The sequence below is a fragment of the Streptococcus infantis ATCC 700779 genome (assembly GCF_000187465.1).
Lineage (GTDB): Bacteria > Bacillota > Bacilli > Lactobacillales > Streptococcaceae > Streptococcus > Streptococcus infantis.
In genome coordinates this window covers 1,596,109-1,615,920 of record NZ_GL732439.1, presented here as the reverse complement: position 1 = coordinate 1,615,920, position 19,812 = coordinate 1,596,109, and the positions used below count along the sequence as shown (strand labels likewise).

Sequence of the window (19,812 nt, the reverse complement as noted above, 5' to 3'; positions counted from 1 at the left end):
AATCTACAAAAAATCCTCCAGAACTTAGCTCTGAAGGACTTTTAAATTTATTTCGTTACGATATTTACAAGCTTGTTAGGTACACTAATCACTTTCACGATGTCTTTGCCATCAATTTCTGCTTTGACTTTTTCGTCAGAGAGAGCAATTTCTTGCAATTCTTCGCGTGAAAGGTCTTTTGCGACCATGAGTTTAGCACGGACTTTTCCTTTGATTTGAACGACGATTTCAATTTCGTCTTCAACCAATTTACTTTCGTCCCATGTTGGCCAAGCTACATAAGATATAGACTCGCCTGTTGCTGCCACTGTTTGCCAGAGTTCTTCAGCCAAGTGAGGAGCAAATGGAGCAATCAATTGGATAAAGCCTTTAGCGTAATCCACATAGAGTTTGTCTTCCTTGTTGGCAGCATTGACAAAGACCATGAGTTGGGCAATGGCTGTGTTGAATTTCATGGACTCGATTTGCTCAGTGACAGCTTTAACGGTTTCGTTATAAACCTTGTCTAGAGCACCATTGTTTTCCGCAACGATTTCTTTGGTTGTAATCAAACGATACACACGGTCAAGGAATTTACGGCTTCCTTCTAGACCTTCTTCTGACCAAGCGATGGAAGCGTCAAGTGGTCCCATGAACATTTCATAGACACGAAGGGTATCAGCACCATATTGTTCCACCACATCGTCTGGATTGACCACGTTCTTGAGGGATTTAGACATCTTAGCTGGTGCTTGCTCCAATTCTTCCCCTGTTTCCACATGGAAGAAGGAACCGTCACGTTTTTCAACCTTGTCAGTTGCTACAAGAGCACCGCGATGGTCACGGTAGCTTGTTCCCAAAATCATTCCTTGGTTAAAGAGTTTTTGGAATGGTTCTTTAGTTGGAACAACACCGATATCATAGAGGAATTTATGCCAGAAACGAGCGTAAAGCAAGTGTAGCACGGCGTGCTCTGCACCACCCACGTAGATATCGACTGGCAACCATTGTTTGAGGAGGTCCTCATCAGCCAATTTTTCTGTGTTGTGTGGGTCGATATAGCGGAGGTAGTACCAACTTGAACCTGCCCATTGTGGCATCGTATTGGTCTCACGACGACCTTTGACGCCATCTTCACGAGTCACTTCCAGCCAGTCTGTCAAGTTAGCTAGTGGGCTTTCACCAGTACCTGAAGGGCGGATGTCCTTGGTGACTGGCAAGACAAGTGGCAATTCACTTTCTGGAACGGCTGTCGAAGTTCCATCTTCCCAATGAATGATTGGGATTGGTTCGCCCCAGTAACGTTGACGGCTAAAGAGCCAGTCACGGAGACGGTAGGTCACTTTTTCTTGACCACAGCCTTTTTCTTCCAACCAAGCGACAATCTTGGCAATCGCTTCTTCTTTGTTGAGTCCATCTAGGAATTCTGAATTAACGTGAAGGCCATCTTCAGTATAAGCAGCTTCTGCTACGTTTCCACCTTCAAGTACTTCTACGATTGGTAGGTCAAATTGTTTAGCAAATTCCCAGTCACGTTGGTCGTGGGCTGGCACAGCCATGACAGCACCTGTTCCATAGCTAGCAAGAACATAGTCCGCAATCCAGATTGGAATTTCTTTGCCATTGACAGGGTTGATGGCATAAGCACCCGTCCAAACACCAGTTTTTTCCTTGGCAAGGTCGGTACGAGCCAAGTCTGACTTGAGGCTGGCTTGGTGTTTGTAGTCTGCTACGGCTTCAGCTTGTTCCGCACTTACGATGGCATCTACTAGTTCATGCTCAGGCGCCAAAACAGTGAAGGTTGCCCCGAAAAGGGTATCTGGACGTGTCGTAAAGACGGTGAATTCCTTGTCAGTCCCTTTGACTTTGAAAGTGACATTGGCACCAGTTGATTTCCCAATCCAGTTGCGTTGCATGTCCTTGATAGACTCTGGCCAATCAAGGTCATCCAAGTCATTGAGCAAGCGTTCTGCATAAGCTGTGATTTTAAGCATCCATTGGCGCATTGGTTTGCGGACAACTGGATAGCCTCCACGTTCAGAAGTTCCGTCAGGAAGCACTTCTTCGTTGGCAATGGCTGTTCCCAATTCCTCAACCCAGTTTACTGGTACCTCTGCTTCATAGGCTAAGCCTTTTTCGTAAAGCTTAGTGAAGATCCATTGCGTCCACTTGTAGTAGTTTGGATCTGTAGTATTGACTTCGCGGTCCCAGTCGTAAGAGAAACCAAGGGCGTTGATTTGGCGTTTGAAGTTGGCGATATTTTCCGCTGTAAAGTCAGCCGGATCATTCCCTGTATCCATAGCATATTGCTCTGCAGGCAAACCAAAAGCATCCCACCCCATTGGGTGAAGGACGTTGTAGCCTTGGGCACGTTTGAAACGACTGAGAATATCTGTCGCTGTATAGCCTTCTGGGTGTCCTACGTGCAGACCTGCTCCAGATGGATAAGGGAACATGTCCAATGCATAAAACTTAGGTTTTGAGGCATCTGTTCCTGTCTTAAAAGTGTGATTGTCAGCCCAGTGTTTCTGCCACTTAGGCTCGATTTCTTTATGATTGTAAAAACTCATGGTCTCTCTCCAATTTTGTGATGTTACTATTATACCATTTTTAGGGGAAATATTGTTCCTCTTTTCGTGTTTTTTATCGTTTCGCCCTTTGAATACTAAACTATTTTACAAATAAATTCTAAAAATTCTCAATATATATAATTTACCATTCAATTAACTCTTCATAAATAATATAGATGCAAGATAAGGCTTTTTATGGTAGAATATAGGAAAGTGCTTTCTCAGAAGGAGGGAAAAATGAACAAACAAACCATCGCTGTTTTAGGGCCTGGTTCTTGGGGTACTGCTCTGTCACAAGTTTTAAATGACAATGGACATGAAGTACGTATCTGGGGAAATATTCCTGACCAAATTGACGAAATCAATACACAACATACCAACAAACGCTATTTTAAGGATACTGTATTAGACGAAAAGATTGTTGCCTACCATGATTTAGCAGAAGTCTTGAAGGGCGTTGACGCTGTCTTGTTCGTAGTTCCAACTAAGGTGACAAGATTGGTAGCTCAACAGGTAGCTGCTGTTCTTGATCATAAAGTGGTTATTATGCATGCTTCAAAAGGTCTCGAGCCAAATAGTCACAAACGTCTTTCAACCATTCTTGAAGAAGAAATCCCTGAAGAGTTCCGCAGTGAAATTGTGGTTGTATCTGGTCCTAGTCACGCAGAAGAAACAATCGTCCGTGATATCACCTTGATTACTGCTGCTTCTAAAGATTTAGAGACAGCTCAGTATGTTCAGACACTCTTTAGTAACCACTACTTCCGTCTTTATACCAATACAGATGTGATTGGAGTGGAAACAGCTGGTGCTCTTAAAAATATCATTGCTGTTGGTGCAGGGGCCCTCCATGGACTTGGCTTTGGTGATAACGCTAAGGCGGCGATTATCACGCGCGGGCTTGCGGAAATCACTCGTCTAGGGGTCAAGCTTGGAGCAAATCCACTGACTTATAGCGGACTTTCAGGTGTTGGGGATCTAATCGTCACCGGAACTTCTGTCCACTCACGTAACTGGCGAGCAGGTGATGCTCTTGGACGTGGTGAAGCCTTGTCAGATATCGAAGCCAACATGGGAATGGTCATCGAAGGAATTTCAACAACCAAAGCTGCTTACGAATTGGCGCAAGAGCTTGGAGTCTATATGCCTATTACCCAGGCTATTTACCAAGTTATTTATGAAAATGTTAATATTAAGGATGCTGTTTCTGAACTCATGAGTAACGAGTTCAAGGCAGAAAACGAGTGGTCATAATCACCGTTAGAAAGGAAGCTCATGAAGCAAAAAGTTAGAAAAGCTGTTATCCCTGCCGCGGGGCTTGGAACTCGTTTCCTCCCGGCAACCAAAGCCTTGGCCAAAGAAATGTTGCCAATCGTGGATAAGCCAACCATTCAATTCATCGTAGAAGAAGCTCTCAAGTCTGGAATTGAGGACATTCTTGTTGTAACAGGGAAGTCAAAACGTTCTATCGAAGACCACTTTGACTCAAACTTTGAACTAGAATATAACCTTAAGGAAAAAGGAAAAACAGATCTTTTGAAACTAGTTGATGAAACGACTGGCATGCGCCTTCACTTCATCCGTCAAACACACCCACGTGGACTCGGAGATGCCGTTTTACAAGCCAAAGCATTCGTTGGGAATGAACCTTTTGTGGTGATGCTCGGAGATGACCTCATGGATATCACTGATGACAAGGCTGTCCCATTGACTAAGCAACTTATGAATGATTACGAAGAGACTCACGCTTCTACTATCGCCGTAATGCCTGTACCACACGAAGAAGTCTCTGCTTATGGCGTTATCGCACCTCAAGGTGAAGGAAAAGATGGACTTTATAGCGTTGAAACCTTCGTTGAAAAACCAGCACCTGAGGACGCACCAAGTGATTTAGCCATCATCGGTCGTTACCTCCTCACACCAGAGATTTTTGGTATTCTTGAAAATCAAACGCCTGGTGCCGGAAATGAAATCCAGCTAACAGACGCTATTGATACCCTCAACAAAACCCAACGTGTATTTGCTCGTGAATTCAAGGGGGCTCGTTATGATGTTGGAGACAAGTTTGGCTTTATGAAAACTTCAATCGACTACGCACTTAGACATCCTCAAGTCAAAGATGACTTGAAAACTTATTTGATTAACCTTGGGAAAGAACTCTCAGGAGAAAAATAAGCCCTTAAACCAGGTTGAAAATACCTGGTTTTTTTGTTGCCTAAACACCTCCAAAGCTAGTCCAAGCCTAATTTCTTGCAATCATTGCTTTTATGGTATAATAATAAGGAGTGAGGAAAGAAATGAAGAATAAATTATTATCTATGAAAGAAAAAGGACTAGCCTTACTGGAGTCCCTTAAAACAAAACTAAAAAATATACATCTAGGAAAAAAAGGTCCTAAAAATTCTAAAAAGAAAAAGCAAACTAAAACGAATATTTGGACTATCTTTGCTAATATCTTACTGGGAATCAAGGCAACCTTTAATACCCTATTCATCATCGCCTTTCTTGGTGGACTTTTAGGTACTGGGGTTGTTTTTGGTTATGCTGTATCTCTATTTGACAACGTGACCGTCCCTCAAACAGAAGATTTAGTCAAACAAGTGAACGATATTTCATCCATCTCTGAAATTCGCTATGCCGACGGTTCCATGATTGGCGCTATTGAAAGCGACCTCCTTCGGACTTATGTCGCATCAGATGCTATTTCAGACAATCTCAAACAAGCTATCGTTGCGACTGAGGATGAACATTTCGCAGAACACAATGGAGTCGTTCCTAAAGCGGTTATTCGTGCTAGTCTAGGAAACTTTATCGGACTTGGTTCTTCTAGTGGAGGTTCTACACTAACACAACAGCTCATCAAGCAACAAGTGGTTGGTGATGCTCCTACACTAGCTCGTAAAGCTACTGAAATCGTGGATGCCTTGGCCTTAGAGAGAGCAATGAGTAAGGACGAAATCTTAACAACCTATCTCAACGTTGCTCCATTTGGTCGTAACAATAAAGGGCAAAATATCGCAGGAGCTCAACAAGCTGCCAAGGGTATTTTCGGTGTTGACGCCAATCAGCTAACGATACCTCAAGCAGCCTTCATAGCAGGCTTGCCACAAAGTCCCATCTCTTACTCACCTTATGAATCTACTGGAGAAATGAAGAGTGAAGAAGATATAGCACTTGGTATAAAACGTTCCAAAGATGTTCTTTACAATATGTACAGAACAGGGGTCCTCAGTCAGGAAGATTACGAAACCTATAAAGCATACGACATCAAACAAGATTTCTTACCAGCTGAAAGTGTAGACGTAACTTCTAGGGGCTATCTCTACTTTACTGCTCTCGATGAAGCAACTAATCTCATGTATGACTACTTGGTACAAAAAGACAACGTCTCTGCCCAAGAACTCAAGAACGAATCTATCCAAAAATCCTATCGTGAATTAGCTGAAAAAGAAATTCAAAATGGTGGTTATCGTATCACAACTACAATCGACAAAGCTATCCATACTGCCATGCAAGATGCAGTCGCAAACTATGGCTATCTAGTTGATGATAATACCGGTCAACCTGAAGTAGGAAATGTTTTGATGGATAATCAAACGGGAGCTATCTTAGGTTTTGTTGGTGGCCGCGATTACCAAAGTAACCAAAACAACCACGCTTTTAATACTAAACGTTCTCCTGCTTCAACTACTAAACCAATCCTAGCCTACAGTATTGCCATTGACCAAGGTTTGATGGGAAGTGCAAGTGTCCTATCTAACTATCCAACTAACTTCTCAAACGGAAACCCAATCATGTATGTCAATAGTCCTGGTACAGGCATGATGAGCTTGAAAGAAGCCCTCAATTATTCATGGAACATCCCAGCCTACTGGACTTACCGCACACTCCGTGAAAAAGGAGTCGATGTTCGCTCTTACATGGAAAAAATGGGCTATGAAATCCCGGAATACGACATTGAAAGTTTGCCTATGGGTGGAGGAATCGATGTTACTGTAGCTCAACATACAAACGGATACCAAACCTTAGCCAATAACGGTGTTTATCATAAAAAATTCATGATTTCGAAAATCGAAAAAACTAGTGGTGAGGTTATCTATGAGCACAAAGACGAACCTGTTCAGGTATACTCTAAAGCGACTGCAACCATTATGCAGAGCTTGTTGAGAGATGTTATTTCGTCACGAATCACTTCAAGCTTCCAGAGCGATCTTGCTGCGATCAATCCAAGTTTAGCGGGTGCTGACTGGATTGGTAAAACTGGTACAACCAATGAAGATGGTGACATGTGGCTCATGCTTTCAACTCCAAGATTGACACTTGGGGGCTGGCTCGGTCACGATGACAACCGACCTCTTGGAAAGGGAGCTGGTCACTACCGCAATGCTAAATATATGGCTTATCTAGTCAATGCTATTCAGCAAGCTTCTCCTTCTGTTTGGGGTTCTGAACGCTTTAGCCTGGACTCCAGCGTCACTTCTTCTCAAGTTCTTAGATCGACTGGTCAGAAACCAGGTAAGGTTACTATTAACGGTAGAGAAATTGAAATAACTGGAGAAATGGTAACAAGTTACTGGGCTAACCAAACTGGCGCTCCAACTACTACTTATAAATTTGCTATTGGTGGAAGTGACTCTGATTACCAAAATGCTTGGAATACTATTTTGGGAAGTCTACCAAAATCATCTAATTCCAACAATAATAACTCAAACAACAATAGCAATAATAACAATAACCGAAATAATAATAGCAATAATAATAGCAATAATAATAATAACAACAATAATAATGGTAATAATAACAATAATATTACCAACGGAAGTAACGACTCTTCGTCAAATAGACTACAACGCTAACCTTTCTATATGAATCAGTATCAAAAGAATATTTTTAAGGGAACCATTTACTCCCTCCTATCTGGATTAATATGGGGTATTTGTGGCATTTTAGGAGAATTCTTCTTTACGCATTATCAAGTATCATCCGGCTGGATTACTTCCATGCGACTAAGCCTTGCAGGTGGTTTCGTGCTCATCTTGTCTAGCTTTAAGTTTCGCTCACAGCTATTCGATATCTGGAGAAAGCGCAAAAACTACCTGCCTTTTCTGGCTTATGCCATCTTAGGTATCTTCTCCGTTCAGTATTCCTTTTATCTCTGTGTAGAATACTCTAATGCGACAACTGCAACCATCCTACAATTTATCAGTCCTGTCTTCATTCTCATATACAACCGTATCATCTACAAGAAAAAAGCTTCTAAAAAAGCAATCTTCTATGTTTTAACTGCTATGCTTGGGGTCTTTTTGATGGCTACCAAAGGCGATCTTTCTAAGTTATCCATCACTCCTATCGCTTTATTAACTGGACTGCTCAGTGCCCTAGGAGTTATGTTTAATGTCATCTTACCCCAGCCATTTGCTCGAAAATATGGTTTTGTTCCCACTGTTGGTTGGGGAATGATGCTGGCTGGACTCTTTAGTAATTTTCTCTATCCTGTTTATAGAATTAGTTTTCAGCTGGATTTGGTGAGCATCTTGATTTGTTTGACCATTGCCTTTCTGGGAACAGCTTTTGCCTTTTTCCTATCTATGAAGGCTGTCTCGCTCGTATCCCCATTGGTGGTGTCAGTGGTTAGTGCAAGTGAACCGCTATCCTCTGCTATTCTAAGCGTTCTATTTCTAGGTCTGGTCTTGGATGGCTACCTGCTATTAGCTATGATTTTGATTATTATTCCCATGATCTTCTTATCCATCGAAGAATCAAAGGACAAACTGAAAGAATCTTCTTTTAACACTTAAGGCTTCAATTTTGAAGCCTTTTTTGGTAGAATAGTAAGCATTACAAAGAGTGAGGAGACATCTATGACTGCTACAAAAATGAATGCACAAGAAATTATCCAATTTATCGCCAATGCTGAGAAAAAAACAAGTGTAAAAGTGACCTTTGAGGGGCAACTTGCTGGAGCTATCCCTGCCTCTGTTATCAAGCTTGGGAATGTTCTCTTTGGAGACTGGAAAGATATCGCACCTCTTCTTGAAGGACTAACAGAAAATAAAGATTATGTTGTTGAGCAAGACGCTCGCAACTCAGCTGTACCTCTCCTTGACAAGCGTGACATCAATGCCCGTATCGAGCCAGGCGCTATCATCCGTGACCAGGTTGAGATTGGCAACAACGCTGTTATCATGATGGGGGCTGTTATCAATATCGGTGCTGAAATCGGTGCTGGTACTATGATTGATATGGGAGCCATTCTGGGTGGACGTGCTATTGTCGGTAAAAATAGTCACGTAGGTGCCGGCGCTGTTCTTGCAGGTGTTATCGAACCAGCTAGTGCGGAGCCTGTCCGTGTCGGTGACAATGTTCTCATCGGTGCTAACGCTGTGGTTATCGAAGGTGTTCAAATCGGTAGCGGTTCTGTTGTTGCAGCAGGTGCCATCGTCACTCAAGATGTCCCAGAAAATGTTGTGGTTGCTGGTGTCCCAGCTCGTGTTATCAAAGAAATCGATAGCCAAACCCAACAAAAAACAGCGCTAGAGGATGCGCTTCGTACCTTGTAATTAGTAACAGAGGCGGAAAACTTTTCTAGCCTCTTTATCGTATCAATAGAAGGAAATCAGATATGTTAGATTTGATTCAAACTCGACGCGATCTTCACCAAATTCCTGAGATCGGTTTAGAAGAAGTCAAGACTCAAGCTTATTTGCTCAATGTCATTGAGAAATTAACAGCTGGTAAGGATTTTGTTCAGATTCGTACTTGGCAAACAGGTATTCTAGTGTATTTACAGGGAAGTCAGCCAGAACGTACCATCGGTTGGCGGACAGATATCGACGGACTCCCAATCGTTGAACAAACAGGTCTTGCCTTTGCCTCTCAGCACCCAGACCGTATGCATGCTTGCGGACATGATTTTCACATGACCATTGCCCTAGGAAGTCTCGAACGTGCTCTAGAAAACCAACCTAAAAACAATCTCCTCTTTCTCTTCCAACCTGCCGAGGAAAATGAAGCAGGTGGCATGCTCATGTATGAAGACGGAGCCTTTGGCGACTGGTTGCCTGACCAATTCTATGGGCTTCATGTTCGTCCAGACCTAAAAGTTGGACAGATTGCAACCAATACCCATACACTCTTTGCAGGAACTTGCGAAGTCAAGATTCGCTTCAAGGGTAAAGGTGGTCACGCTGCCTTTCCACATCAAGCAAACGACGCTCTGGTTGCAGCTAGCTATTTTGTCACTCAAGTCCAGTCAGTCGTTAGCCGTAATGTCGATCCTATCGAGGGAGCTGTCGTCACTTTCGGTGTCTTTCAAGCTGGAACAACCAATAATGTTATCGCTGATGCAGCTTTCTTGCATGGAACCATTCGAGCTCTCACACATAGCATGAGCCTCTTAGTTCAAAAACGTGTCAAAGCCATCGCTGAAGGTGTCGCAGCTGCTTTTGATATGGATGTGGAAGTTGAACTCAAGCAGGGAGGTTACCTACCTGTCGAAAACAACCCTGAATTAGCCCAGGAATTGATGACCTTCTTTGATGAAAAAGAGGGAATTGAACTCATCGACATCGAACCTGCCATGACAGGAGAAGACTTTGGTTATCTTCTCTCCAAGGTTCCCGGTGTCATGTTCTGGCTTGGAATTGATAGTCCCTATGCTCTTCACCATCCAAAGATGAGTCCTAAGGAAGAAGCTCTGGCTGTCGGTGTCGAGGCTGTATCAAGCTTTTTAGCAAAGAAAACTGCGGAGTAAACAATGAAAAAAGCCCTACGCAAGCAGGTCTTGCAAGAACTCAAATCTCTATCAGCCGAAGAAAAGGAAGTCATGGACGCTTGGTTGACTGAGCAGCTACTCCTGCATCCCTTCTACAAGGAAGCAAAAGCCATCGCCACTTATCTGTCTTTTCCTCATGAATTTCAGACAGCTAGACTCATTGAACAAGCTCAAAAAGATGAGAAGACACTCCTCATTCCCAAAACCTATCCACATGGGAAAATGGACTTTGTTCTATATGAACCAGAGAAACTCGAAAGAATTTCTTTTGGACTTCTTGAACCTCAAGGAGACTTCACAATCCTTGAACCCTCTCAGATTGACCTGATTCATGTTCCTGGTTTGGCTTTCAACACTTCTGGCTATCGGGTTGGCTATGGAGGTGGCTATTACGACCGCTACTTAGAGCATTTCCCAGGTCATACAATTAGTACGATTTATCCATGTCAGATTCAGAATTTTCAACCTGAGCACTACGATATTCCTGTTGAGGAGGTACTCATCTATGGAAGAAATTTTTGATCGTCGGTATCCTGTCACGAGCTTCTTTCTACTCGTGACAACCCTGGTTTTTGTACTCATGTTTCTAACCAGTGGTTTCAACTATACCAGCGCAGCCACCTTGTATAAATTTGGAGCTGTGTATCCCCCTGCTATCAAGGCCATGCCTGAACAAATCTGGCGCTTATTCTCCGCAACCTTTGTCCACATTGGCTTGCAGCACTTTTTAGTCAATATGCTATCCCTCTACTTTTTGGGACGTCAGATGGAGCAAATCTTTGGCTCCAAACAGTTTTTCTTTATCTACCTTCTATCAGGTATGATGGGAAATCTCTTTGTCCTAGTTTTTAGTCCCAATGCTATTACTGCAGGTGCTTCAACTGCCCTCTACGGTATGTTTGCCTCTATTGTTGTTCTCCGATATGCTTCACGCAATCCCTATCTCCAACAACTTGGTCAATCCTACCTCTCCCTCTTAGTGATTAACCTAGTGGGTAGTATTTTAATGCCTGGTATCAGCCTTGCTGGGCATGTCGGGGGTGCTGTCGGGGGTGCATTACTGGCTATCGTCTTCCCAGTTCGAGGAGAACGAAAGATTTACAGCCCAGGCCAACGTGGTCTAGCAACCCTAGCCTTTATTGCTTTATCAGCTCTACTACTTTTTATCGGACTATTCTAAGAACAAGAAAAACCATTGGAAGTTCTCAAATTGAGAAGTTTCAATGGTTTTTTGAATCTATTTGAAAAGTAGTTTAAAATCCATTATTGTCACTGAGTTCTTTGAACCAGTGGCCTGATTTCTTCAGGCGACGTTCTTGTGTTTCTAAGTCTAGCTCGACTAAACCATAGCGATTTTTGTAGCTGTTGAGCCATGACCAGCAATCGATAAAGGTCCAGATCAAGTATCCTTTACAGTTAGCACCGTCTTCAATAGCGCGATGGAGTTCACGAAGGTGACCTTTGACAAAGTCGATACGGTAGTCGTCCCGAATCATTCCATTTTCGCGGAATTTATCCTCACCTTCAACACCCATCCCATTCTCAGTCAACATCCACTCGATATTGCCGTAGTTTTCCTTGATGTTTTGAGCGATATGGTAAATCCCTTGCTCGTAGATTTCCCAGCCACGGTGCGGATTGATCTTACGACCAGGCATGACGTAAGGTTCATAGAAATGCTCTGGTAAAAGCGGGCTGTCAGGATGCTTAGCAAAACGTGGCGCCATGACACGCAAAGGTTGATAATAGTTGACTCCTAGGAAGTCAACGGTGTTCTCACGAATGAGTTCCAACTCTTCGGCTGTGTATTCTGGTAACAAGTCATGCTCAGACAAAATTTCCACTAACTCTTCTGGATAAGTTCCCAAGACAGATGGATCTAGGAAAGATTGAGCTTGGAAGAGATCAGCAATGCGTGCAGCTTTGACATCCGCAGGATGCTGGCTACGTGGATAAGCTGGTGTCAAGTTGAGGACAATTCCAATCTTAGAATCAGGCAAAACCTCATGGCAGGCCTTCACCGCAAGAGTGCTGGCTAGCTGGGTATGGTAGGCAACCTTAACTGCTGCTTTGGCATCTACCTTATGAGGATAATGGGCATCATAGAAATAGCCAAACTCTACAGGAACGATAGGCTCATTGAAGGTAATCCACTGGTCAACCAAGTCACCATAATTCTCAAAACAGAAACGCGCATAGTCTTCATAAGCCTTGATGGTCGCCTTATTTTCCCAGCCATCGCCATCCTCTTGAAGGGCAAAAGGCAGATCAAAATGATAGAGATTGACTAAGAGACGGATTCCCTTGGCCTTAATAGCTTCAAAGACCTGACGGTAGAAAGCTACACCTTGAGGATTGACTTCTCCACGACCCTGTGGGAAAATACGAGACCATTGGATAGAGGTCCGAAAGGCCGTATGCCCTGTTTCTAACAATAATTCGATATCTTTTTCCCAATTTTCATAAAAGGTCGATGTTTTGTCTGGTCCAATCCCATTGTAGTAGCGATTTGGTTCCACTTGGTACCAATAATCCCAGAGATTATCTCCCTTTCCGTCACCAGGCACTCGCCCTTCTGTCTGTGGTCCAGAAGTTGAGGAACCCCAGACAAAATCCTTTGGAAATATTAGCATAGCTCTACCTCTTTATTTACTCTTTTTATCTTTATTTTATCTCATTATAGAGAAAAAACAAGGCAAAAACTAGTTACATTTTTGTCTTGTTTTTCTTCTGATTATAGATTTTATTTATTTGTTAGGATTTCAAGGGTTTCAAGCAAGCTATCTGCGTGAACTTCGATTGTATCTCCTGTCGCCTTAATCTTCACTTCTACAATCCCGTCAGCTGCTTTCTTACCAACAGTAATACGGATTGGAAGACCAATCAAGTCGCTATCGCTGAATTTAACACCGACACGTTCGTTACGGTCATCTGTCAAAACTTCGTAACCTTTGTTGACCAAGGCTTCTTCGATACGATCTGTCAATGCAAGGCTTGCTTCATCCTTGACGTTAACTGGAATCAAATGTACATCAAATGGCGCCAATTCTTTAGGGAAGTTGATTCCCCAAGCGTAACGATATTCACCTTTTGGTGTCTTATTTACAAAGAGGCGTGCGTGTTGTTCCATGACTGCTGAAAGGAGACGGCTGACACCGATACCGTAGCAGCCCATGATGATTGGCACAGCACGACCATTTTCATCTAGAACATCAGCTCCCATGCTTGCTGAGTAGCGAGTCCCAAGTTTGAAGATGTGACCAATCTCGATACCACGTGCAAAGTTGAGCACACCTTGTCCATCTGGAGAGATTTCACCCTCACGAACTTCACGGATATCGACATACTCAGCAGTGAAATCACGACCTGGGTTGACACCAGTCAAGTGGTAACCATCTTCGTTGGCACCAGCAACAGCATTGCGACTATCTTGCACCTTGCGGTCTGCGATAATCTTGACATTTTCTGGAAGATTGACTGGCCCAAGTGAACCAAAGTCCGCTCCCAATAATTCTTTCACTTCCGCTTCGGTTGCAGGTTCTAAGAAGTCTGCACCAAGGTAGTTTTTCAATTTGACTTCATTGAGTTGGTCATTGCCAACGAGTAGGGCAACAACTGGCTCCTCGTCTGCGATATAAACCAAGGTCTTGATTGTTTGCTCTTCAGAGACATTCAAGAAAGCAGCAACTTCATCAATCGATTTGACACCTGGTGTTCCCACGCGAGTCACTTCATCTTCAGTCACAACACGGTTGCTTGGTTTGTAGGCGTTAGTTGCCATTTCCAAGTTAGCTGCATAGCTTGACTCACTTGAGTAGGCAATGGTATCTTCACCAGAAACCATCCATTTGAGCAATTCTGCCTTGATTTCTTTCTGTACATCTACAGGAATCTCATCAAATGATGCGACAGACTTGTCTAAAACAACCCAACGGTCAAGGTCTGTACGAGCAGGTGTGATGGCCATAAATTCTTGGCTATCCTTACCACCCATAGCTCCACCGTCACCGATGATGGCTTTGAAGTCCAAGCCACTACGAGTAAAGATACGCTCGTAAGCTGCCTTATACTCATCATAGGTTACATCCAAGCTATCGTAGTTAGCGTGGAAGCTATAGCCGTCTTTCATGATGAACTCACGGGTCCGAAGAAGTCCATTACGTGGACGTTTTTCATCACGATACTTAGGCTGAATTTGGTACAAGTTCAAAGGCAATTGCTTGTAAGACTTGACAGAATCACGGACAATCGCTGTGAACGTTTCTTCGTGAGTTGGACCCAAGATAAAGTCTGACTTCTCACGATTTTTCAATTTGTACAAGTCTTCACCGTAGGTCTCATAACGTCCTGATTCACGCCAAAGGTCAGCACTGAGAAGGGCTGGAGCCAACATTTCAACAGCACCCATCTTGTCAAACTCTTGACGCATGATGTTCTTGGCTTTTTCGATTACACGGTTGGCAAGTGGCAGATATGAATAAACACCTGCTGATACTTGGCGAACATAACCAGCACGCAACATAAGGGCGTGGCTAATAACTTGAGCATCGCTTGGCATTTCGCGAAGCGTTGGAATAAGCATTTTACTTTGTTTCATATTTTTCCTCTAATTCTTAAAAGAAGGTACGCATGATGTCGTTCCAAGTCACGGCGATCATCAAGACAACCATAATCACAACTCCAACTAGAGTAACATAGGTTTCAATTTCTTGTTTCAGCGGTTTACGGCGAATAGCTTCGATGATGTTGAGCACGATTTTACCACCGTCTAGCGCCGGGATAGGAATCAAGTTGAAAATACCGATATTGATGGAAATCATAGCCAAGAAGAACAAGACATTCTCAAGACCATTTTTAGCAGCATCACTACTTGCCTTAAAGATAGCAACAGGTCCACCCAATTTATTCAAGTCAGGCTGGAAAATCAAGCTCTTCAAGGCGTTGAGAATTCGTAAAGCCGAGTCAGCTGCAGAGGTGAATCCACCTACAAACATAGACCAGATATCTGATTTGAGTCTCGGTTGAACACCTAGAATATAGCGACCTTGGTTTTCCTCAGGGGTCACACTGACTTGCTTCTCAGTTCCATTTTCAGAGACTGTTACATCCAATACAGGTGCTGTTTTATCTTTGGTCTCTGCTTCAACTGCCTGAATCAAATCTTGCCAGTTACTAATTTCGTGTGAACCGACTTTAGTGATTTGTGCTGTATTTTCAACACCGACCTTAGAAATCGCGCTATCAGGGATGATACTAAAGTTATTGCTTTGCGTATCTCGAACGCCACCCTGCATGAAAATCAAAATCCAAAAAACGATAACTCCTAGAATAAAGTTATTCATAGGACCTGCAAAGTTGGTAATCAACTTGCCCCAGACAGTCGCATTCTGATATTGAACATCTAGCGGAGCGATACGAACTTCCGTTCCGTCAGCTTCCACGATAGTTGCATCATGGTCTACAGAGAAGGTCTTCTCCTCTTCCAAAACCAGACCTGTGATAAAGAGTTTGTCCTCAAAGTCAAACTGAGTGACTTGCATCGGAAGAGCCGTTTGGTCGACCTTCTTACCAGAAAGATTGATGCGCTTAACCTTACCATCTTCGGCTAAGGTCAAACTAACAGGAGTTCCTGTCTTAATCTCTGTGGTATCCTCACCCCAACCTGCCATACGGACATAACCACCAAGCGGTAGGAGACGAATCGTGTAAGCAGTCCCATCTTTCCCGATATGGGCAAAGATTTTCGGACCCATACCAATGGCAAATTCACGAACCAGAATTCCAGACTTCTTAGCAAAGTAGAAATGGCCGAATTCGTGGACCACCACGATAATCCCAAAAACAAGGATAAAGGTTAATAATCCTAACATTTAATATTTGTTCACCTTTCCTTAAAATAAGCCAAAGAGGTGCATAATAGGGAAAACAGCCAACATAGAGTCAAAGCGATCCAGTACTCCACCATGTCCTGGGATAAAGAAGCCTGAATCCTTGACTCCAAAATGGCGTTTCATGGCACTCTCAATCAAGTCACCCAATTGCCCTGCAATACTAAAGAAAATAGCAAAGAGCATCATTTTGTAAATGCCATAAGGAAGAGCAACCGTACTGTCCACTAACATAAAGATAAGAGTGACAAGCATGGCAGCTAAAATTCCACCAAAGGCTCCCTCGATTGATTTGTTCGGAGAGACTCTCGGAGCCAATCTTCTCTTACCAAAATTCATTCCGACCAAGTAAGCACCACTATCAGTCGCCCATACGATACAGAGGGCCAAGAGTGCTTTATCCAAACCTGCGATTCGAGCATCCACTAAAGCATTGAATCCAAAACCAACATAGAAACTCATGGCAATCGGGTATACAGCATCTTCAATGGTGTAATTCTTGCTAAAAACAGTGCAACCTAACATGATAAAAATCACAACACCATATGCGACAACATTCCCATCTACAGGCAAAAATGTCAAGTAGTTTTCTAGGGGGATTGTCAGTGCGAAAGTCGCTAATAAGGTCAGCACCCCCTCAGGGGTCATGGTGTTTAACCCTTTCATCTGAAGCAACTCATGAACCCCTAGCATGGCTAGAAGTCCCATAGCAATCTGTAACCAAAGCCCACCAATCACCAAGAGCGGAATAAAGATTGCTAAGGCAAGAGCGGCAAATATGGTTCTCTTTAATAAATCCTTTTTCATAATGTTCCTATACTCCTCCAAATCGACGATTGCGGCGGTTAAACTCTGCAATAGCTTCCTTCAAGGCTTCCTCATCAAAGTCAGGCCACAAGACATCTGTGAAATAAAGTTCACTATAAGCTGCTTGCCAAGGCAAGAAATTACTCAAACGAAGCTCGCCACTCGTTCGGATGATTAAGTCTGGGTCACGCAAGGTTTTCGGCAAATGTCCTGTAAAGAGGTATTCCCCAATCAACTCTTCCGTAATATCACCTGGATTCACCTTGGCATCCAAAACATCCTGCGCAATCAACTTGACTGCTTGTGTAATTTCAGCTCTTCCACCGTAATTAAGGGCAAAATTGAGAATCAAACCTGTGTTCAACTTGGTCAACTTTTCTGCCTTTTTCAAAGCTTCAAAAGTCTGATTCGGTAAACGATCCGTTTCCCCAATCATTTGAATCTTCATGTTCTTTTGGTGCAACTCAGGAACATACTTATCATAAAATTCAACCGGCAAGTTCATGATAAACTTGACCTCCTGGTCTGGACGAGTCCAGTTTTCAGTCGAGAAGGCATAAACAGTCAAGGCCTTGACACCCATATCACTAGCAGCAATGGCTACCGTTCTCAGAGCATCCATCCCAGCCTTATGCCCAAAGACACGTGGCTGCATGCGTTTTTTAGCCCAACGACCATTCCCATCCATGATAACTCCGATGTGAGCTGGCACTACCGCTGGTGATTCTGTAACTTTATCTTTTTTTAAAAATCCAAACATGATTGTATTCCTATTCAAAAATCTATCGTTTCATTATACCATATTTTTCGCTTTTCTTCTATCATATTCTCTTATTCTAAGTCGGAATTCCCTATAGAACTCCTATCTTTCTAAACTAACAAGCCTTGCATTTCACAGAGAAAGTTGGTACAATAAAACATAAAGATTTATCCTTGTTCAGTCACAGGGGTTTTTTATTGAAAGGATCTTATCATGTCAAAAAAACTACAACGTAAAAAACAATTAAGAAACAGTCTTCGTCGCTCAGGCGCACTTTCAAACGCAGTAAACAAGGTTGTCGAAGAAACAAAAAAAGTTGTGAAACATGCTGAAAAAGCTGCAAGCGAGGCTGGAAAAGCTGTCTCTAAGCAAGTAGAAAAAGCTGTAGAAGCAACTAAAGAGCAAGCCCAAAAGGTTACAACTTCTGTTGAAGATTTCGCAGCTAACTTAGGCGGACTTCCACTTGACCGTGCTAAAACTTTCTACGATGAAGGAATCAAGTCTGCTGCTGACTTCAAAAACTGGACAGAAAAAGAACTCCTTGCTTTGAAAGGAATCGGTCCAGCTACAATCAAGAAATTAAAAGAAAACGGCATCAAGTTCAAGTAATCTTTCTTGTCCCTTGCATTTCCGTGAAAAACTTGTTAAAATAAAGCCATTAGAGGTGTTTTGAATCCCACATTTTACAGAAAGTGGCGGTGCTGAGAAGTCCACAAATGTGTCAAAACTAGTTGCTAATGGATAAAATTAAAAAATGAAATATAAATGTCTTTTTGTTTAAAAGACGAGAGATGCGGGCTCTGCCCGAAATTGGGTGGTACCGCGGATAAAAAAATATTCGTCCCTGTCAGATTAATGACAGGGGCGATTTTTCTTTTACACCCCTAGCCAAAGGAGGTTGTCATGAAACAATCTTTCAAAACAAGTAAACTCTACTATGGTTTTCCTATCTTCATCTTAGGGTATCAGGACCAGAACTTTGGGTACAATATCACAACCTGCAGTTCCTCTTATAGTCTGGGCGATTGGCTGGTCATCGGTGTTGGTGCTGAGGAAAATACAGCCGACCAGATTAAGCATTATCAACAGTTTACCGTAAACATCCCTGATGAAAACCTCATGCTTGAGATGGAGCAGGCTGGCTTTATCAGTCATCGGGAAAAGTTAAAACACCTAGGGCTTGACTACGAGATTTCTGTACGGACTCAGGCCCCGATTTTAGAGGCATGTCCAGTCGTATTGGACTGTCAGGTAGATCGGATTATCGAGGAAGATGGCATCTGCCATATCTTTGCCAAGATTATCGACCGTCTGGCTGATCCAAAGCTCTTAGATGATAAGGGCCATTTTAAAAATGACTGCTTTGCGCCAACTTACTTTATGGGGGATGGTCATCAGCGTGTTTACCGTTATCTGGATGACCGAGTCGATCCCATGGGAAGCTTTATCAAGAATGCGAGGAAAAAGAATGACAAGAGCAACATTACCTGAACGAATCGAAACGGAGCGTCTAGTCTTACGAGTCCGTACAGTGGCGGATGCTGAGGATATTTATGCCTACGCTAGTCTCCCAGAAGTTTCTTACCCAGCAGGTTTTCCACCTGTCAAGACCTTGGAAGATGAGATTTATTATCTGAAGCATATACTTCCTGAGCGCAATCAAAAGGACAATCTCCCAGCTGGTTACGGCATTGTGGTCAAAGGGACTGATAAAATCATAGGCTCTGTTGATTTCAACCATCGCCACGAAGACGATGTACTGGAGATTGGCTATACCTTGCACCCCGACTATTGGGGCCGAGGCTATGTGCCCGAAGCGACACGTGCCTTGATTGACCTGGCTTTTAAAGAATTGGGGCTTCACAAGGTAGAATTGTCTTGCTTTGGCTACAATGTCCAAAGTCAACGAGTCGCTGAGAAACTTGGCTTTACTCTTGAATCTCGCATAAGGGATCGCAAAGATGCCCAAGGCAACCGCTGTGATGATTTGAGATACGGCTTGCTGAAGAGTGAGTGGGAAGTTTTTTAAATGAG

At 43.0% G+C, this 19,812-nt stretch carries 17 protein-coding genes; 11 read left to right on the top strand and 6 right to left on the bottom strand.

Features of this window, described 5'->3' with window-relative positions:
• Window positions 1-47: 47 nt before the first annotated feature.
• Window positions 48-2,549: a leucine--tRNA ligase gene (leuS, locus tag HMPREF9423_RS10335; RefSeq protein ID WP_006149268.1), complete on the bottom strand. Its 2,502-nt coding sequence runs from the start codon at window positions 2,547-2,549 to the stop codon at window positions 48-50.
• A gap of 237 nt (window positions 2,550-2,786) precedes the next feature.
• Here leuS and HMPREF9423_RS10330 point away from each other — a divergent pair, with 237 nt between their 5' ends.
• The 8 genes from HMPREF9423_RS10330 to HMPREF9423_RS10295 all read left to right on the top strand — a co-directional run bounded on the left by HMPREF9423_RS10330 (window position 2,787) and on the right by HMPREF9423_RS10295 (window position 11,503).
• Window positions 2,787-3,803, top strand: a complete 1,017-nt coding sequence (locus HMPREF9423_RS10330; protein ID WP_006155640.1) for an NAD(P)H-dependent glycerol-3-phosphate dehydrogenase — start codon at window positions 2,787-2,789, stop codon at window positions 3,801-3,803.
• Between the two features lie 21 nt (window positions 3,804-3,824).
• Window positions 3,825-4,724 carry a UTP--glucose-1-phosphate uridylyltransferase GalU gene (galU, locus tag HMPREF9423_RS10325; protein ID WP_006149266.1) on the top strand — a complete coding sequence of 300 codons (900 nt, stop codon included), beginning with the start codon at window positions 3,825-3,827 and terminating at the stop codon, window positions 4,722-4,724.
• Between the two features lie 122 nt (window positions 4,725-4,846).
• On the top strand, window positions 4,847-7,405 hold the full coding sequence (gene pbp1b / locus HMPREF9423_RS10320) for a penicillin-binding protein PBP1B (RefSeq protein ID WP_006149265.1): 2,559 nt from the start codon (window positions 4,847-4,849) through the stop codon (window positions 7,403-7,405).
• Window positions 7,406-7,414: 9 nt separating this feature from the next.
• The gene (locus HMPREF9423_RS10315) at window positions 7,415-8,347 is read left to right on the top strand and encodes a DMT family transporter (RefSeq protein ID WP_006149264.1); all 933 of its coding nucleotides are present in this window, start codon (window positions 7,415-7,417) and stop codon (window positions 8,345-8,347) included.
• 63 nt (window positions 8,348-8,410) lie between these two features.
• The gene (gene dapD, locus HMPREF9423_RS10310) at window positions 8,411-9,109 is read left to right on the top strand and encodes a 2,3,4,5-tetrahydropyridine-2,6-dicarboxylate N-acetyltransferase (protein WP_006149263.1); all 699 of its coding nucleotides are present in this window, start codon (window positions 8,411-8,413) and stop codon (window positions 9,107-9,109) included.
• A 62-nt stretch (window positions 9,110-9,171) separates the two neighbouring features.
• Entirely contained in the window at window positions 9,172-10,302 is a 1,131-nt protein-coding gene (locus HMPREF9423_RS10305; protein ID WP_006149262.1) for an N-acetyldiaminopimelate deacetylase, read from the top strand.
• A gap of 3 nt (window positions 10,303-10,305) precedes the next feature.
• Complete coding sequence (locus HMPREF9423_RS10300; RefSeq protein WP_006149261.1) at window positions 10,306-10,845, top strand: 5-formyltetrahydrofolate cyclo-ligase; 540 nt, start codon at window positions 10,306-10,308, stop codon at window positions 10,843-10,845.
• Window positions 10,829-11,503 carry a rhomboid family intramembrane serine protease gene (locus HMPREF9423_RS10295; protein ID WP_006149260.1) on the top strand — a complete coding sequence of 225 codons (675 nt, stop codon included), beginning with the start codon at window positions 10,829-10,831 and terminating at the stop codon, window positions 11,501-11,503. Before HMPREF9423_RS10300 ends, HMPREF9423_RS10295 begins: the two co-directional genes overlap by 17 nt.
• A 73-nt stretch (window positions 11,504-11,576) precedes the next feature.
• Here HMPREF9423_RS10295 and HMPREF9423_RS10290 read toward each other — a convergent pair whose 3' ends face one another.
• The 5 genes from HMPREF9423_RS10290 to HMPREF9423_RS10270 form a co-directional block, all read right to left on the bottom strand.
• Entirely contained in the window at window positions 11,577-12,956 is a 1,380-nt protein-coding gene (locus tag HMPREF9423_RS10290) for a glycoside hydrolase family 1 protein (RefSeq protein ID WP_006149259.1), read from the bottom strand.
• Between the two features lie 110 nt (window positions 12,957-13,066).
• Complete coding sequence (locus HMPREF9423_RS10285) at window positions 13,067-14,920, bottom strand: proline--tRNA ligase (protein WP_006149258.1); 1,854 nt, start codon at window positions 14,918-14,920, stop codon at window positions 13,067-13,069.
• 16 nt (window positions 14,921-14,936) lie between these two features.
• Complete coding sequence (gene rseP / locus HMPREF9423_RS10280) at window positions 14,937-16,193, bottom strand: RIP metalloprotease RseP (RefSeq protein ID WP_006149257.1); 1,257 nt, start codon at window positions 16,191-16,193, stop codon at window positions 14,937-14,939.
• 21 nt (window positions 16,194-16,214) lie between these two features.
• The gene (locus HMPREF9423_RS10275) at window positions 16,215-17,018 is read right to left on the bottom strand and encodes a phosphatidate cytidylyltransferase (RefSeq protein WP_006149256.1); all 804 of its coding nucleotides are present in this window, start codon (window positions 17,016-17,018) and stop codon (window positions 16,215-16,217) included.
• Between the two features lie 7 nt (window positions 17,019-17,025).
• Window positions 17,026-17,778: an isoprenyl transferase gene (locus HMPREF9423_RS10270; protein WP_006149255.1), complete on the bottom strand. Its 753-nt coding sequence runs from the start codon at window positions 17,776-17,778 to the stop codon at window positions 17,026-17,028.
• 213 nt (window positions 17,779-17,991) lie between these two features.
• Between HMPREF9423_RS10270 and HMPREF9423_RS10265 the strand changes: the two genes are divergently transcribed.
• From HMPREF9423_RS10265 to HMPREF9423_RS10255, 3 genes are all read left to right on the top strand, one after another.
• On the top strand, window positions 17,992-18,387 hold the full coding sequence (locus HMPREF9423_RS10265) for a helix-hairpin-helix domain-containing protein (RefSeq protein WP_006149254.1): 396 nt from the start codon (window positions 17,992-17,994) through the stop codon (window positions 18,385-18,387).
• Between the two features lie 294 nt (window positions 18,388-18,681).
• Entirely contained in the window at window positions 18,682-19,269 is a 588-nt protein-coding gene (locus tag HMPREF9423_RS10260) for a flavin reductase family protein (protein WP_006149253.1), read from the top strand.
• Window positions 19,247-19,807 carry a GNAT family N-acetyltransferase gene (locus HMPREF9423_RS10255; protein ID WP_006149252.1) on the top strand — a complete coding sequence of 187 codons (561 nt, stop codon included), beginning with the start codon at window positions 19,247-19,249 and terminating at the stop codon, window positions 19,805-19,807. The genes HMPREF9423_RS10260 and HMPREF9423_RS10255 overlap by 23 nt, the downstream gene beginning before the upstream one ends.
• The last annotated feature ends 5 nt before the right edge of the window (window positions 19,808-19,812 follow it).

Excerpts from the sequence above, each read along its gene's own strand:
- leuS (WP_006149268.1), bottom strand. The coding sequence starts at position 2,549 with ATGAGTTTTTACAATCATAAAGAAATCGAGCCTAAGTGGCAGAAACAC.
- HMPREF9423_RS10330 (WP_006155640.1), top strand. The coding sequence starts at position 2,787 with ATGAACAAACAAACCATCGCTGTTTTAGGGCCTGGTTCTTGGGGTACT.
- galU (WP_006149266.1), top strand. The coding sequence starts at position 3,825 with ATGAAGCAAAAAGTTAGAAAAGCTGTTATCCCTGCCGCGGGGCTTGGA.
- pbp1b (WP_006149265.1), top strand. The coding sequence starts at position 4,847 with ATGAAGAATAAATTATTATCTATGAAAGAAAAAGGACTAGCCTTACTG.
- HMPREF9423_RS10315 (WP_006149264.1), top strand. The coding sequence starts at position 7,415 with ATGAATCAGTATCAAAAGAATATTTTTAAGGGAACCATTTACTCCCTC.
- dapD (WP_006149263.1), top strand. The coding sequence starts at position 8,411 with ATGACTGCTACAAAAATGAATGCACAAGAAATTATCCAATTTATCGCC.
- HMPREF9423_RS10305 (WP_006149262.1), top strand. The coding sequence starts at position 9,172 with ATGTTAGATTTGATTCAAACTCGACGCGATCTTCACCAAATTCCTGAG.
- HMPREF9423_RS10300 (WP_006149261.1), top strand. The coding sequence starts at position 10,306 with ATGAAAAAAGCCCTACGCAAGCAGGTCTTGCAAGAACTCAAATCTCTA.
- HMPREF9423_RS10295 (WP_006149260.1), top strand. The coding sequence starts at position 10,829 with ATGGAAGAAATTTTTGATCGTCGGTATCCTGTCACGAGCTTCTTTCTA.
- HMPREF9423_RS10290 (WP_006149259.1), bottom strand. The coding sequence starts at position 12,956 with ATGCTAATATTTCCAAAGGATTTTGTCTGGGGTTCCTCAACTTCTGGA.
- HMPREF9423_RS10285 (WP_006149258.1), bottom strand. The coding sequence starts at position 14,920 with ATGAAACAAAGTAAAATGCTTATTCCAACGCTTCGCGAAATGCCAAGC.
- rseP (WP_006149257.1), bottom strand. The coding sequence starts at position 16,193 with ATGTTAGGATTATTAACCTTTATCCTTGTTTTTGGGATTATCGTGGTG.
- HMPREF9423_RS10275 (WP_006149256.1), bottom strand. The coding sequence starts at position 17,018 with ATGAAAAAGGATTTATTAAAGAGAACCATATTTGCCGCTCTTGCCTTA.
- HMPREF9423_RS10270 (WP_006149255.1), bottom strand. The coding sequence starts at position 17,778 with ATGTTTGGATTTTTAAAAAAAGATAAAGTTACAGAATCACCAGCGGTA.
- HMPREF9423_RS10265 (WP_006149254.1), top strand. The coding sequence starts at position 17,992 with ATGTCAAAAAAACTACAACGTAAAAAACAATTAAGAAACAGTCTTCGT.
- HMPREF9423_RS10260 (WP_006149253.1), top strand. The coding sequence starts at position 18,682 with ATGAAACAATCTTTCAAAACAAGTAAACTCTACTATGGTTTTCCTATC.
- HMPREF9423_RS10255 (WP_006149252.1), top strand. The coding sequence starts at position 19,247 with ATGACAAGAGCAACATTACCTGAACGAATCGAAACGGAGCGTCTAGTC.